The 12805-nt window shown below is 66.1% G+C and carries 16 protein-coding genes and 1 riboswitch; of the genes, 8 read left to right on the top strand and 8 right to left on the bottom strand.

The genetic code is table 11. The annotated features are described in order from the left end of the window. Nucleotides 1-38: 38 nt before the first annotated feature. Nucleotides 39-893, bottom strand: a complete 855-nt coding sequence (locus tag OHA25_RS03155; RefSeq protein WP_327586122.1) for a helix-turn-helix transcriptional regulator — start codon at nt 891-893, stop codon at nt 39-41. A gap of 177 nt (nt 894-1070) precedes the next feature. On the opposite strand from OHA25_RS03155, the gene OHA25_RS03160 reads away from it, so the two are divergent. After that, nucleotides 1071-1958 (top strand): NAD-dependent epimerase/dehydratase family protein, encoded by an 888-nt coding sequence (locus tag OHA25_RS03160; RefSeq protein WP_327586123.1) that lies wholly within the window; start codon nt 1071-1073, stop codon nt 1956-1958. Here OHA25_RS03160 and OHA25_RS03165 read toward each other — a convergent pair. Further along, on the bottom strand, nt 1935-2117 hold the full coding sequence (locus OHA25_RS03165) for a hypothetical protein (protein WP_327586124.1): 183 nt from the start codon (nt 2115-2117) through the stop codon (nt 1935-1937). The two genes, OHA25_RS03160 and OHA25_RS03165, sit on opposite strands and share 24 nt — an antisense overlap. Between OHA25_RS03165 and OHA25_RS03170 the strand changes: the two genes are divergently transcribed. The 3 genes from OHA25_RS03170 to OHA25_RS03180 are packed head-to-tail and all read left to right on the top strand — an operon-like array spanning nt 2116 to nt 3485. After that, nucleotides 2116-2316, top strand: a complete 201-nt coding sequence (locus tag OHA25_RS03170; RefSeq protein WP_327586125.1) for an ATP-binding protein — start codon at nt 2116-2118, stop codon at nt 2314-2316. The genes OHA25_RS03165 and OHA25_RS03170 overlap by 2 nt on opposite strands. Then, nucleotides 2313-3101 (top strand): XRE family transcriptional regulator, encoded by a 789-nt coding sequence (locus OHA25_RS03175; protein WP_327586126.1) that lies wholly within the window; start codon nt 2313-2315, stop codon nt 3099-3101. The genes OHA25_RS03170 and OHA25_RS03175 overlap by 4 nt, the downstream gene beginning before the upstream one ends. A gap of 27 nt (nt 3102-3128) precedes the next feature. Then, nucleotides 3129-3485, top strand: a complete 357-nt coding sequence (locus tag OHA25_RS03180) for a hypothetical protein (protein WP_327586127.1) — start codon at nt 3129-3131, stop codon at nt 3483-3485. A 213-nt stretch (nt 3486-3698) separates the two neighbouring features. Here OHA25_RS03180 and OHA25_RS03185 read toward each other — a convergent pair whose 3' ends face one another. The 3 genes from OHA25_RS03185 to OHA25_RS03195 all read right to left on the bottom strand — a co-directional run bounded on the left by OHA25_RS03185 (nt 3699) and on the right by OHA25_RS03195 (nt 7797). Continuing rightward, a complete protein-coding gene (locus OHA25_RS03185) occupies nt 3699-4106 on the bottom strand; it encodes an ATP-binding protein (protein WP_327586128.1) in 408 nt (135 codons plus the stop codon). A gap of 2246 nt (nt 4107-6352) precedes the next feature. Beyond that, nucleotides 6353-6991 carry a DUF6461 domain-containing protein gene (locus tag OHA25_RS03190; protein WP_327586129.1) on the bottom strand — a complete coding sequence of 213 codons (639 nt, stop codon included), beginning with the start codon at nt 6989-6991 and terminating at the stop codon, nt 6353-6355. 194 nt (nt 6992-7185) lie between these two features. Further along, the gene (locus OHA25_RS03195) at nt 7186-7797 is read right to left on the bottom strand and encodes an SMI1/KNR4 family protein (protein WP_327586130.1); all 612 of its coding nucleotides are present in this window, start codon (nt 7795-7797) and stop codon (nt 7186-7188) included. 515 nt (nt 7798-8312) lie between these two features. On the opposite strand from OHA25_RS03195, the gene OHA25_RS03200 reads away from it, so the two are divergent. Next, nucleotides 8313-8762 (top strand): hypothetical protein, encoded by a 450-nt coding sequence (locus OHA25_RS03200; RefSeq protein WP_327586131.1) that lies wholly within the window; start codon nt 8313-8315, stop codon nt 8760-8762. 174 nt (nt 8763-8936) lie between these two features. On the opposite strand, the gene OHA25_RS03205 is transcribed toward OHA25_RS03200, so the two are convergent. Then, nucleotides 8937-9272: an SDR family oxidoreductase gene (locus OHA25_RS03205; protein ID WP_327586132.1), complete on the bottom strand. Its 336-nt coding sequence runs from the start codon at nt 9270-9272 to the stop codon at nt 8937-8939. Here OHA25_RS03205 and OHA25_RS03210 point away from each other — a divergent pair. Both OHA25_RS03210 and OHA25_RS61075 read left to right on the top strand, forming a co-directional pair. Continuing rightward, the gene (locus OHA25_RS03210) at nt 9190-9753 is read left to right on the top strand and encodes a CAP domain-containing protein (protein WP_327586133.1); all 564 of its coding nucleotides are present in this window, start codon (nt 9190-9192) and stop codon (nt 9751-9753) included. The two genes, OHA25_RS03205 and OHA25_RS03210, sit on opposite strands and share 83 nt — an antisense overlap. A gap of 182 nt (nt 9754-9935) precedes the next feature. Next, nucleotides 9936-10448 carry an MFS transporter gene (locus OHA25_RS61075; RefSeq protein WP_442942047.1) on the top strand — a complete coding sequence of 171 codons (513 nt, stop codon included), beginning with the start codon at nt 9936-9938 and terminating at the stop codon, nt 10446-10448. 108 nt (nt 10449-10556) lie between these two features. Here the strand turns inward: OHA25_RS61075 and OHA25_RS03215 are convergent, their stop codons facing one another. Beyond that, a complete protein-coding gene (locus tag OHA25_RS03215) occupies nt 10557-11120 on the bottom strand; it encodes a C40 family peptidase (protein WP_327586134.1) in 564 nt (187 codons plus the stop codon). Nucleotides 11121-11122: 2 nt separating this feature from the next. Continuing rightward, nucleotides 11123-11262: riboswitch (cyclic di-AMP (ydaO/yuaA leader) on the bottom strand. A 51-nt stretch (nt 11263-11313) separates the two neighbouring features. Between OHA25_RS03215 and OHA25_RS03220 the strand changes: the two genes are divergently transcribed. After that, a complete protein-coding gene (locus OHA25_RS03220; RefSeq protein ID WP_327586135.1) occupies nt 11314-11796 on the top strand; it encodes a hypothetical protein in 483 nt (160 codons plus the stop codon). Here the strand turns inward: OHA25_RS03220 and OHA25_RS03225 are convergent. After that, nucleotides 11776-12657: a bile acid:sodium symporter family protein gene (locus OHA25_RS03225; protein WP_327586136.1), complete on the bottom strand. Its 882-nt coding sequence runs from the start codon at nt 12655-12657 to the stop codon at nt 11776-11778. The two genes, OHA25_RS03220 and OHA25_RS03225, sit on opposite strands and share 21 nt — an antisense overlap. Between the last annotated feature and the right edge of the window lie 148 nt (nt 12658-12805).

A 12805-nucleotide genomic window follows, 5' to 3' on the forward strand; every position in this document is an offset into this window, starting at 1 on the left:
TCTACGGGCTCCCCGTCGGCCAGGCACCCGCCGGGCGGTCAGCTCTCGACGGTCATGCGCTGGGTGCCGATGACCTTCAGCAACTGCAGGGTCTGGTAGGCGGGGGATTCGGGCTCGGCGGTGAAGATGATCACCTGCTGCTCCTGGTCGGGCACGGTGAGGACGTCGAAGTCCAGCTCGATCACGCCGACCTCGGGATGCCGCACGGTCTGCCGCAGGTGACGGTCGATGCGGAGCTGGTGGGAGTTCCACAGGCGGGCGAAGTCCTCGCTGCCGGCCAGCAGTTCCGCCACCAGGTTCTTCAGCTCCCGGCTGTAGGGGTAGCGGGTGGCCGCCAGGCGCAGGTAGCTGACCGCTGTGACGGCGAACCGATCGGAGCCACCCAAGCCAAGGGGCGGCCGGTCCGGGTCCGAGTGCAGGAAGTAGCACCGGACGAGGTTTCGCTCCTGGCCGGGAGGCAAGGCAGAGAAGTCCACCAGCAGGGCCGCGGCCAGCGGATTCCAGGCTACGACGCGGCAGGTGGAGTCGACGACGATCGCGGCGGCGTCGGTCAGCCGGTTGATCAGGTTCAGCGTGCTCTGCTGCACCTCACGTACCGGTTCGACCGCCTCGTTCTCCTCCCTCTCCCCCGCGAGCTGGAACAGGTGAGCGCGCTCCTGGTCGGTGAGGCGCAGCGCGCGGGCGATGCCGCCGAGGACGCGCCGTGACGGGTACCGGCCGCGCGCCTGCTCCAGTCGCGTGTAGTGGTCGACAGAGATGTAGGCGAGCTGGGCGACCTCCTCGCGCCGCAGGCCCGGGGTACGCCGGCGATGCCCCTGGGGCAGGCCCACGTCCGCCGGGCTGATCCGCGCCCGCTTGTTGCGCAGGAAATCCGCCAACGCATGTCTGTCCATATGCGCCACGGTATGTCCCGCGCCGGCCCTCAGCCATGGACTCCTGGTCCCTGGCTGAGCGGGACTGGCCCGGGCGACGGTGAGGTTGTCGGACGGTGGACACCCGGGCCGCCCCCGGAGACGTCCACCCGTCCACCCGTCCATCGGACGACTCACTGCGGAAAGGCAGCGCGAAGCATGCATATCTTCATCACCGGCGCGAGCGGCTATGTCGGCGGCGTCGTCACCGAACACCTGGTCCGGGCCGGCCACGAGGTGGTCACCCTGGCCCGATCGGACCGGGCCAGCGAGCGGGTCGAGGCGCTGGGCGCCAAGGCGATGCCCGGCGAACTGCAGGACCTCGACGTCCTGCGCGCGGGAGCCGCCGGCGCCGACGCCGTCGTGCACACCGCGGTGGACTACTTCAACGCCGGCATGGGGGACATCGAGCGCGACGCCCTGCGGTCGATGCTGGACGGGCTGAACGAAGGGGCGGCGTTCCTCTACACCAGCACCGGCCTGGTCTACCCCGACACCCAGGGCGCCACGGTGGACGAGGAGCACCCGGTCGACCCGCAGAGCCCGCAGCCCTTCAAGATCCTCGGCGAACGGCAGGTCCTGGACGCCGGCCACGTCGCGGGCACGGTGATCCGGGCGGGGCTCGTCTACGGCCGGGCCGGGTCGGGGCTGTTGCAGGCCATGCTGGCCTCCGCCCGGCAACAGGGCACGGTCGCCTACATCGGCGAGGGGACCAACGAATGGTCGTCGGTCCACGTCGACGACCTCGCCGCGCTGTACGCGGCCGTGCTGGCGCGCCGTTCGCCCGGGACGGTCGTGAACGCCGCCGGGGCCGAGCGGACCCCCATGCGCAGGATCGTCGAGGCCGTCGCCGCGACGGCCGGAGCCCACGCCGTGTCCCTCGCACCTGAGCAGGCGGCCGAGATGATGGGACCGGTCGCCGCCATGCTCACCCGTTCATCGCCGCTGAACTCCGCCAAGGCGCGGCGGCTGTTCGGCTGGAACCCCACATCGCCGAACCTGCTCGACGAGCTGACCTCCGGCTCATACGTCCAGGCCTCCGCCTGACCGGCCCGGGTTCACCCGAACCGCCGGGACGGTGGTCTTCGTCCACCCGGTGAGGGCCTGGTCATAGGGCAGCGCGTCGGGTCGGCGCTGATCATGGTGCGACCCCCAAGCACGTACGGTGGTCAGCCACACCGTGGTGACGGTCCGGATCGTCCGCATGGGCACGACCGTCCAGGTGAAGGTGACCGACGCCGGCTCGTTCACCAGCGCCCCCGCAGTACGCACGCCCTCTCTCGACGACGACACGGGCCGCGGCCTGTGGATGGTGGACATGCTCGCCGATGCATGGGGATTCGAACACGGCGAGAACGGCGCATCGGTTTGGTTCTGGCTGACCGGACGCGAGGATAAGCGATGATCCGCCAGTCAGTTGCGATTTTCGCAACTAGAACCTGGGGTGAAGCCATGTACGGGGAGATCGTGGCACACCGGGTCCGCCAGCTGATCGCAAACAGTGGCCGGAGCCAAGGCGAGTTCGCGGCGCTGGCCGGACTCGACCCGTCCAAGATGTCCAAGTCGCTCTCCGGGGCCCGAAGATTCACCTCGCTCGATCTGGCGCGGATCGCCGAACTCGGCGGCGTGACGGTCGACTGGCTGCTCGGCGCCGATGAGACCCCCGCGCTGGCGGCGCGACTCTCGTCACCGCCGGGCAGCTCCACGGCAAGTGCCGCCCAGGAGGCCGAGCGGCTCGCTCAGCTCCGCGCGGATCTCGCCTTCCTCGGCTACCGGCAGCAGGCCACACTCCCTCAGGCCCCGCTCCAGGGCAGTTGGTGGATCGGGCAGGGGCAGCAACTCGCCGCCTGGGCCCTTGACCGTGCGCACATGGCCGAAGCCGATCCCAGCCAAACCCGCGATCTCGCCGAACTGATCGAGAACGTCTTCGGCATCGACGTGGCAATCAGCGACCTGCCGGACGGTTTCGACGGCCTGGCCTGCGGCGGGGATCAGGCCCGTCTGATCGTCGTCGGCACCTCGACGGTTCCCAGCCGCCAGCGGTTCACCCTCGCCCATGAGCTGGGCCATGTACTGGCCGGCGACGATCAGGGTTTGCTGGTAGATGTCGACATTTACGACAAACGCCACAGCCGACAATCCTCCGAGATCCGAGCGAACGCCTTCGCCACCGCCTTTCTCCTACCCTGAGAGCTCCTGAGATCGGAGACGAGCGGCATGGCGTGGACAGAAGAGTCCTTCGCCAAGTTCGCCTTCCGATGGTGGGTTTCACCCAGCGCGTTGGCCTGGCGGCTGCATAACCTTAATCTGATCCCTAAGGAGCTTTGCGACCGGTTCCGCGGCATGACCACCGAGTCCGCGGCTCTGCTCGCCGGCGAGCTGGGCCCGTTCACCGAGTGGATCGACGCCGCCTCTCACCGCCGCATCCCACAGTTGCTGTTGCGCGACACCTTCCAGGCCTATCTCGACGGCACCTCGACCCTACGCCCCTTCTCCAACCTGATCGGGGTGGAGAGCGAAACCATCCGGCAGGCTCTCGAACAAGCCGGAGAGGAACCTCCCCTGACGTCATGACCTGGTACTGGTTCCCCGACAACACCGTGCTGTGCAACTTCGCCGCAGTCTCACGCCTACGACTCCTGAGGAGGTTCTGCGCGGCCGGGGGCGCTGGGTTGAGTGATCAGGCCGGTGAAATCACTCGACTTTGGCCATTCTCGCGATTGGCCCCGAAACGCAGAAGAGGCCCCGAAGGGCCTCTGAGCTGCACTTACTGGGCTGGTACCTCGGTCAGGCGGCGGCCCGCTCGAGTTCCGGTACATCGGCGCAGGTGCAGCCGATCTCGCACCAGACGCCGGTGTGGTCGGGCAGGTGGCTGATACCCCAGGTACGGGACAGATGGTCGACGAGGAACAGCCCGCGGCCTCGCGTGGCCTCCTCCCCGGCCCGGCCCAGCCGCGGCTCTCCCGCGCCGCCGTGGTCGTGCACCTCGACGCGAACCGCACCGGGCAGGTGGGCGATGCGCACCTCGAAGTTGTCGTCGCGGCCGGCGGCGGAGTGCTCGACGGCGTTGGCGGCCAGTTCGGAGACCGCCAGTACCACGTCGTCCGCGGCTGGGTGGCCGGCCACGACGCCGACCACGAAATGACGCACGTGACCGAGCTCCTCCAGCACGGCCGGGAACTCTCGCATCGTCATCGCAGCCATCCGAATCGCCTCCGCGGTGCAGCGGCTTATACCTTTTGACACCTCTAACCATGCCGATGCCGCTTGCCGGTCCCCTGCCAGCCGCTTTCGGCTGACTATCGGTGGCTTGACAACCAGCCGGGGCCTCGGCCCTGCAGCTCCCTCGGCCGGAGTCATCACCCTCATGATCCATCAAGCCATCACCAACCCGTCATGCGCTGACGCCACCACGCAGCTGCACGCCATGCGCTTTGGGGCGCTGCTCTCGGGTCGGGCAAGGTGCGGTTACGGAACTGGTCGTCCAGCCGCTCCACAACTACGCGTAGCTCAGAGCGAGCAGCGGCGGGAAGGGCTCGCAAGGCCTCTTCCAAGCGATCACGAGCCTCTACCGGATCACAGAAGGGGCAATCCTGGTTCACGTAGATGTACCGGCCGGCAGTTTGGAGAAAGCTCCCGTAGGCATGCAGCGCATCGGCGATGGCGTCCGACCAGAAATGTTGATCTTCAAGGCGGCGTATCGCGCCTTGGGCTTTGGCTGAGAGTCCACGGATGTGCTTACGCGACGTGCGCCCGGGTGATCGACTCCCGCCAGATCGCAGCGCACTGGGGGGCTTACGCGGCATGGTCCTTTCGAGTCAGCATGCACCACATCCTGCCACGTCGCAGACAGCGGGCGAGTTGTTTCGCGCCACGCGTGTGCGGCAAAGACGCGGAGCCACCAGCGGAAACAGCCCCAAGATCATTTCACGTATATTGTACGCGGCCTCTGGGGGATCATCCGTGCCTTAAACCCCGCAGTCAGCTAACGCTAATCGGAGGGTGATCCGGTAGCCCGTCGCCGTGCTCGCATGATCAGTCCCCGCGCCTCGGCGTATGCAACAAAACCAAAGACGGCGAGTGCCAGTACGCGCTGAACCCCCCAAGATATGTCGAATGCCCAATGAAGCCCCATTGGGCCAAGCATCACCGACCAGACCTGTCCGGCGAACAGTGAGAGGCCGACGATAAACAAGACGTAGTTCAGCCAGGCAGGGCTGGAAAGCATGAGTTGGTCGTCACCCCACCTGCGTGGAATCGACCGGATGAATCCGATCTTCGATCGCTGAGACTCCGGTGTCTTTTCACGCACATTGGAAGTGTGACATCTCCGCCGAGAGTGAGGTAGAGCCAGTTTTGTCGGCAGCGCAGTCCGAATCGGCGGAGCCTACCGATGCCCGGTGGGCCGGGGCTGAGGAACGAAGTCCCGGACCGTCGATCGCCCCCAACCACGTCCAGACACTCGCGCGGGGGTGCGCGCGGCCCGCCGCACAGCCGCCGCCGTACGTAACTCCGGCACCCGCCGCCCGATTGTCCGGGGGCAGGGAGGAGTATCGCTGCACGATGGTGTTGAGATCTTCCTCTGTGAGTACGCGAATGCCAAGCTAGTGCTTGTGAGGCAACACAGGTATCTCAGATCGTTGCTCGGCCATGTCCGAGCAAGCAATGCGATGGGGATGGATCAGTGGGGCGCGTGGGCGGGTTGGCTTGGGCTCTTCGTCGCCCTCGGAATCGTCATCACTCGGCTGATTGGCGTCTTGACCGGCAAGCCGGACGGCTGGATCACCGCTGATTGGGGTACGACAGCTCATTGGATAGAGCAGATCATCTTCTTGCTCGTTGGGTGCTTCATGGTGCTTTTCTTCGGGGAAGCTTTGATGTTCAGGTACCGTCGCCGCCCGCCCCTATCGTCGGGCGACGAGGGAGCGGAGCAAGGGGCACTGAAGCCGCCGACGCCCCCGGGTGAAACCTAAAACGATCTCGCTTACGGCCCTGCCCAGCGCTGTGTGTGCGTCCGCACGAAGTAAGACCCGTGATCGCGTGCCAGATGCCACGGGAAACCAGGGGGAATCACAGGAACTCACCGGCGATCAACGCGAGAGGCCCGTCACCGCGTTTCCGCTGGTGACGGACCTATTCCCGCTGGTGTGGCAGGTGCAAGGTTCGAACTTGCGTAGGCTGAGCCGACGGTTTTGCAGCGGGCTGACGTTCCCGACTCCATTAGGTTTCCGACCTCGGGGGCGCGGCTCTCACCCATCCCCTACCAGGGAAGATCATCCCGCATATACTCCGCGAGACAGAGCCAGCCACGATCCCCCGGGAACCGCGGATCTCTCGGGAGAAAGGGCCTTCCACCTGCAGAGGATCGGCGGTTTGAACCTCGGGTGGGCGGTAGACCGGGAAGACCTGATGGCCACCCGCGGCATCAGGTCACGCCACCCTCATGATCGCTGACTGATGGCGCCGACGAGTAGGGGCCCGTCGAGGACGCTCGGAGTGAACACCACGCCAGTGATCTTGGCCGCCAGCAAGAACGCACGCGAGATCCTGTTGGCGTACATGTCATCCCACGTCGCCTCCCATGCCTCTCCATCCAACTTCTCCGGAGGCAAACCGGCTTCACGCATGAGCTCGTTGATCCGGTCCGGGTCGCCGCCCCACCGAGTGCCTGGCAGGTGCGGCGTGAAGCTGGTGACGACCTTGCCATCTACCGCGTACACGAAGCTGTCCTCCGCATAATCGTGCCGTCCCACGGCCGCCGCCTCACATCCCCGGGACAGCCCGATCAACGGCCCGGCCAGCGTCGCCTGGAAACCCTCCAGTTCAACGGCCACGCCCCACTCACCGACCTGGACAACACCAACATAGTCGTCGTCGGTCATCCCTATGGATTCCCAGACCTTCACACAGAGTTCGTGGAAGGTCATCTCCCGCCCTGGGCGTCCGGCCCCGAAGCGGTGCAACACCTCGACAGGTTCGAGCCCGCGAAAAAAGGACACACAGAAAATCTCACCAAGCAGATCGTCGCGGTCTCCTGGCGAGGCTTCCAACCAACGGAACGGGGCGAGGGGATCGGCCACCGCAACCTCCTTTGATAGTTTTAATCCGGATCACGAAGTGAGTGGCCTTACCCTCCCCCAGCCGATCACTCTCGGTACGGACCCGAATCTGGCGTCCCGCTCCATAACCGCTTCGACGCCACGCATCCTGACCCGCCGTCCGCGCTGTTGAGACCGCGATATCCGCCCAAGGAGAGGGCCGCATCAGGTAGGCGCTACGAAGCCTGGCCAGCGCCGCGAAATCGATAGTTGATCAGATCCCAGAAGGAGCGATAGCGCTCGGCGCCGGGTAGCCAATGAGCCAAGTACCACGCCTCCCATTCGCCGTCAGGCGCCTTGATGTGAGGGTTGAGGAGAAAGTGCCCCTCGTCTTCCGCACCGATCAGCAGAGTGTCCACTACGTACTCGGTCCTGAAATGGAGGGAGCAGTCTTGGCCCTCACCGTAGATGAAGTACTCCTCATCGGGCACTGTTGGCAGAGGGCGAGAAAAACGCGGATCGTCGTCGAACCATCCGGTGGCGTAAGTCGACTCGATATCGCGAAACCAGCCGATTCTCACCAAGGGTGAGAGGAAGTCTTGGCTCTCCTCATTCTCTTCCTCCATAAGGATCCAGCCGTTGGAGACCTGGAGGAACTGCCGGTAGCTGGGAGGCAGACGCGTTCCAAGCCGCTCCTCGTGCGCCAGGATTTCGGCCTCGCTCGCTCCTGGCATCCCCAGTTGGAGCTGTCCATCGGCTGAGTCGTCACTGGCACGCTTGGTGTACCTCACGTCCTCAGCACGGAGGACCTCAATCCAGGGATACAGGGGTTTGTCGGCTGGATTCATGGCGGTGACCTTAGCCGCTGCGGCCGACATTTCACCCGATGTATGCAGGCCGGCTCCGGGGATTGACACTCGATCGCGAAGCCGGCCTCACATAGGAACGCGGCCATCGTCGGCGCATCGAGACATCGCAGACTCATACGATCGACGCGCAGGACGGTGCCGTCCTGATCGTCTCTGTGAACGGCTCCCGTCTACGCCGCCACGCTAGGGCGCCCCGCTCCCCATGCCCTCCAGACGCGCCGCCGCCGCAGGACGTCCCGTCTCCCGCGCCAAGGCACTCCACTACGGCCTTCGTCTGAACAACCCAGCTGGCGCACAGGCCTGGCCATGGACGACCAGCCTCCGGAACAATCACCGATCGGTCTAGGTGGCAAAAGGGGTTTGGATGCCGAAATCGGGCAGACAGGCTCCGGAAAGCTCCCGGAAAGATCTCTTCCTGCGGGCGACCATCCCGCTGTGTACCCTTTGCGGCGTTCACATCCGGTCGTTCAGACCCGCAAGAAGTGAGGCCCCCCATGAAGAAGTCCCTCAAATTCGCCGGCACGCTCGGCGCAGCCCTCGCGCTGACGGGCGCCCTGCAGTCCCCGGCCGCCGCCGCCTCGTGGACCTCGACCCAGCCGACCTGGGGCACCGCCAAGTGTTCGAGCGGGGCCAACCTGACCGACTCCAACCACAGGATCTTCACCTGCATCATGTACGGCGGCGGCAAGGTGCAGGCCTACGCCATGGTCATGAACAGCAGCAGCGGTGACCGCTACCTTCCGAAAACCGAAACGATGATAAATTTTGGGGGAGTTGGGATCAACCCCAGCACATGCGCGGCCTCCGGAATGCCCAAGCAAAGCACGCGGTGGTGCCTCGCCGTAAAGATGGACGGCCCTTCCGGCGGCTGCTCCAACCTTAATGCCCATTCGCGCTACTACTGGTACGCCGACAAGACCCAGAACTCGCCGGTCTGCGGCTGACGTTCAGGAACGCTCGAGGCCACGGCACTCCTGGACAGAGGGGCGCCACGGCGCTTGGTGATGGCCCGCACGAGGGCGACATGTCGATCAATGCTGGTCGGGGTCACCCCTGGCCTCGTCAATTGCCGTCCGGCTGGGCGAGCAGCCCTTACGGCCGGCGTGAGCCCATCACCTCTATCCCCGTTGAACCCGAGGTGGTGGTGGAGGCGCTGGCCGACGTCTCGATGGAGCACTCTCGGTCGGCCCCGGGCTCACCCCGTTGACCCGGATGCCCCGGTCCTTCAGCTCATAAGTCAGCCCGCGGGAAAAGGACAGCAGGCCCGCCTTGGCGGCACCGTAGACCGCCAAGACATAAAATGACAAATCGATTAGGGTCGCGCCAGAATGCGGAGCCGTCCAGCGTCTACCGCAACTGGAGGACTTTCCTATGCGCCGACCCCTTGGGTTACTCGCCGCAGCCGCTGCCCTGGCCACGATCGCCGCGCCCGTGAGCACGGCGCAGGCTGTCACGGCGTCCCCGGCTTCCGGAGTCGGCCGGTCCGGCTCGCTCAGCCTGTTCGGGTCGGCCACCACGGCGTCCGTATCCGGCGCCGCCAGAGTGGGAACGGCGCGGGAGAACATGGTCGTGCGGCTGGTCAATGCCCGGCGGGCGAAGAAGGGATGCCGGGCGCTCAAGCACCATCCGCAACTCCACCGGGCCGCCCGCGGGCACTCGGCTGACATGGCGGAGTACAACTACTTCTCGAGCACCTCCCGCGACGGCCGATCCTTCACGGACCGCATCAAGGAGGCCGGCTTTACCGGCGGCACCAGCCTGGCGGAGAACATCGCCAAGGGCCAGCGCACCCCGGCCGCGGTCGTGCAGTCCTGGATGGGCTACTCCGGAACCAAGGCCACCATCATGAACTGCAAGTTCACCTTCATCGGGGTCGGCGCGGTCGAGGGCTCCGATGACGCGATCTACTGGACCCAGGTCTTCGCCGCCAAGTGACCCGCTTCGTGGTGAGCGCCCCGTACGCGCCCCACGCGGCCGGCGCCGCGCCGGGCAGCGGCGAGCACATCAGGTCGGCAGCACGGGCGGTCATATCGTCAACCAGCGGATAGCGAACGTGCCAACCGCGTGGTCATCCAGAGCAGGCTGGTCGTCCTAGTGCGCTGGCGGACCCGCGGATCGTGTTTGCTCCGAAAGCCGGTTCGTACAGCAGCAAGAGTCAGATCTGGAGTAACACTCGCGCCGGTCTGCGGTGGCTGATCAAACATCCTCGCTTGCGAATGATCGTGAGCTTGGGCGCCGTGTTCGCGGCGATGGACAGCGCCTGGTTCGCCGTGCTCATGCTCTACGTGCCTCAGGTCCTCGGTCTACCGGCTTGGGGCTACGGCGTGTTGCTGGGCATCGGCGCCGTTGGGGGGCTCGCCGGAGGGTTCTTCGCGACACGGGTCACGCGAATGGTCGGACCCGCGGCAGCTCTGGCTGGTGCCTCGGTTGCGCCGCGATTAGGCCGCCATGGGCCGTCTGCGGGCAGGCGAGGCCGCGGGTCGTCGCATCCGCTGCTCCGACGTCGCGCTTCTCACCATGGGGGCGCGTCACCGCATCGGACGACAGATCACTCTGTAGGAGCGCCCCCACAACCTGATGTCACTTCTCCGTGCTTCCATGGTCGTGAAAGCACGGAGAAAGTGCCGTGACGACTGTGCAGAAGTGGACCGGCCTTTCGGCCCGCTTCACGTTGAGTTCACGCAAGGCTCAGTGGCCGGAACCTGCAGAACGGGAAGGTGCGGGGGCCACCGTCGTTGTCACAGGGTGGCGGTGAACATCGAGGGCGCGGGGGTCTTGCGCTGCTCGATGGAGAGCCGTACCCCCTTAGGGTCTGGCCGTACGGCGCCCACGAACGACTGCCTGCGCCAGCCGGAGAGGCGTTCCTCCTTGACCACGTCTCCGGTGCGCGGCGCGTGCACCATGTAGCCGGGCCTCGAGATCATCCCCACGTGCCCAAGCCCGTGGAAGAAGACCAGGTCACCTGACTTGAGCTCGTCCCAGGAGATCTTCCTGGAGAACGCGTTGTACTGTTGCGCCGCGGTGCGCGGCAACTCGATGCCAGCGTGCTTGTATGCCCTGAGCATGAGCCCGGAGCAGTCGTAGCCGTTGTCGCTGGCCCCGCCCCAGACGTACGGGATGCCGCGCTTCTTCATGGCGAAGGCGAGGGCGGTCTTCCAGGCGGGAGTCGGCTGGCGCTTCTGCTGGATGCGCTTGACCTGGGGGCCGGTCAGGGTGGTGTGGTCGTCGGTGGCGGCCTGGGCCGGAGCGGCCAGAGTGAGCCCGGCGATGGCTGCCGCCAGGCAGATGGCAATGCGAGACACTGCTGTCCTTCCATGCGGCCTACCGGGTTAGCTGACGGGCTCGGGCCTGGAAGTGGCCCTACGGCGATGCCGATTCGCCCCAGGGGGGAAGGTGGGTCCCCGGCTCCACGCATACGCTGAGTGGATTAGGCGTGACGAACTCTAACGAAACGGTCAAAGAGTTGTAAACCATCTAAAATCGGGCGTGCGGAAAATGAGACAGCTGGACGCGGCGGCGCGGGCCAGGAAGCCGACGCCATCCGCGCGGCCAGGCAGCGCACCCGCCTTCGGCAACCAGGTGTGGAAGGAGGAGTCCGAGCCGCTGCTGCGTCGGCTCGCCACGGAGGTCCACGACGAAGGGGCAGCGGTGATGATCCAGCTGACCCACCTCGGCCATCGCACGAGCAACTACGCCCCTGTCTGCCCGGCGCGCGGCGGAGGGCCGACGGCTTCGGCGACCACGCCGGCCAGAGCGGCTGCGCCTGTTCCTCGAGGCCTACGGCCGGCCCGGCCGCTCCGAGAAGATCATCCGAGAATGCACAGAGGCGCCGACCAGATACGCAGATACGGCCAGGGTCCCGACGAGCTTTACGTCAGGCTGCTCGAACGCGGCATCACCGACGACCTCGACCAGGCCCATTCAGGAGCTGGACGACTCCCCTGCGCCCAGCCCGAGTCAGGCAGTGCTCGCTTCTGACGCGGCATCGGAGGAGGCGCGAGCTCGGACGAGGAAACCGGCGACGGCCGCGGTGAAGAACATCAGGACGCCGTACGTCGCGGCGGGCACCGCCATCTGGGTGTTGTTCAGCAGCGCCGGGCTGAGCGCAACGGTGATCGCGAGGGTCGCGTTGTGAATGCCGATCTCCATGCACGACGCGATGGCCTGGCGGCGGCCCACTCCGGCCAGGCGGGGCGCCCAGTATCCGACGGCCAAGCTGATCACGCTGAACAGGACCGTGATGGCGCCCACGGAGCGGATGTAGCCTGCGATGTTGTCCAGCTCCTGCAACAACGCGCCGAGGATGACCAGGACCAGGATGACGGCAGAAGCGATCTTCACGGGGGATTCCATACGGTCCGCGAACCGAGGCCTGAACGAACGCACCGCCATGCCGACCGCCACGGGGACGAGCACCAGTGCGATCACCTGCACCGTCTTGTCGAGCTGGAGGCCCAGCGTGCCGGCATCGCCGAAGTAGCTCAGGGACAGGTTGGTCACCAGAGGCAGCGTCACGACGGCCAGCACCGAGTTGATCGCGGTGAGCGTCACGTTCAGCGCGACGTCGCCGCCGAACAGGTGGCTGTAGAGGTTAGCGGTCGTGCCGCCAGGCGAGGCGGCCAGGAGCATCATGCCGACGGCGAGTGCGGGTGGCAGGCCGAAAGCGAGGACGAGGCCGAGGCACACGGCGGGTAAGAGGACGACCTGGCAGGTCAGCGCCACGACGGCGGCCTTGGGGTACGCGACCACACGTCGGAAGTCGGCGATCGTCAGGCTCAGGCCGAGCCCCAGCATGATGATCATCAGAGCGAGGGGAAGCAATACGCTGGCAAGGGCCATGGGCCGGAGTCCTTTCCGTGCCGGAAGAGCCCATGACCACCGAGCGCGTGGCCTGCGGCGCCCTCCTTGATCGAAGCCGGATACAGACCCCACAATGTGGGATCACCGGGCCGATGTGAAGGGCCCAGCAGCTTCCGGCCAGGCCGTC

This window comes from Nonomuraea sp. NBC_00507, assembly GCF_036013525.1.
In the GTDB taxonomy this organism is placed as follows: Bacteria; Actinomycetota; Actinomycetes; order Streptosporangiales; family Streptosporangiaceae; genus Nonomuraea.

Excerpts from the sequence above, each read along its gene's own strand:
- OHA25_RS03195 (WP_327586130.1), bottom strand. The coding sequence starts at position 7,797 with ATGAATCCAGCCGACAAACCCCTGTATCCCTGGATTGAGGTCCTCCGT.
- OHA25_RS03160 (WP_327586123.1), top strand. The coding sequence starts at position 1,071 with ATGCATATCTTCATCACCGGCGCGAGCGGCTATGTCGGCGGCGTCGTC.
- OHA25_RS03165 (WP_327586124.1), bottom strand. The coding sequence starts at position 2,117 with ATGCGGACGATCCGGACCGTCACCACGGTGTGGCTGACCACCGTACGT.
- OHA25_RS03200 (WP_327586131.1), top strand. The coding sequence starts at position 8,313 with ATGAAGAAGTCCCTCAAATTCGCCGGCACGCTCGGCGCAGCCCTCGCG.
- OHA25_RS03175 (WP_327586126.1), top strand. The coding sequence starts at position 2,313 with ATGATCCGCCAGTCAGTTGCGATTTTCGCAACTAGAACCTGGGGTGAA.
- OHA25_RS03170 (WP_327586125.1), top strand. The coding sequence starts at position 2,116 with ATGGGCACGACCGTCCAGGTGAAGGTGACCGACGCCGGCTCGTTCACC.
- OHA25_RS03225 (WP_327586136.1), bottom strand. The coding sequence starts at position 12,657 with ATGGCCCTTGCCAGCGTATTGCTTCCCCTCGCTCTGATGATCATCATG.
- OHA25_RS03185 (WP_327586128.1), bottom strand. The coding sequence starts at position 4,106 with ATGACGATGCGAGAGTTCCCGGCCGTGCTGGAGGAGCTCGGTCACGTG.
- OHA25_RS03220 (WP_327586135.1), top strand. The coding sequence starts at position 11,314 with ATGAGACAGCTGGACGCGGCGGCGCGGGCCAGGAAGCCGACGCCATCC.
- OHA25_RS03155 (WP_327586122.1), bottom strand. The coding sequence starts at position 893 with ATGGACAGACATGCGTTGGCGGATTTCCTGCGCAACAAGCGGGCGCGG.
- OHA25_RS03210 (WP_327586133.1), top strand. The coding sequence starts at position 9,190 with ATGCGCCGACCCCTTGGGTTACTCGCCGCAGCCGCTGCCCTGGCCACG.
- OHA25_RS03180 (WP_327586127.1), top strand. The coding sequence starts at position 3,129 with ATGGCGTGGACAGAAGAGTCCTTCGCCAAGTTCGCCTTCCGATGGTGG.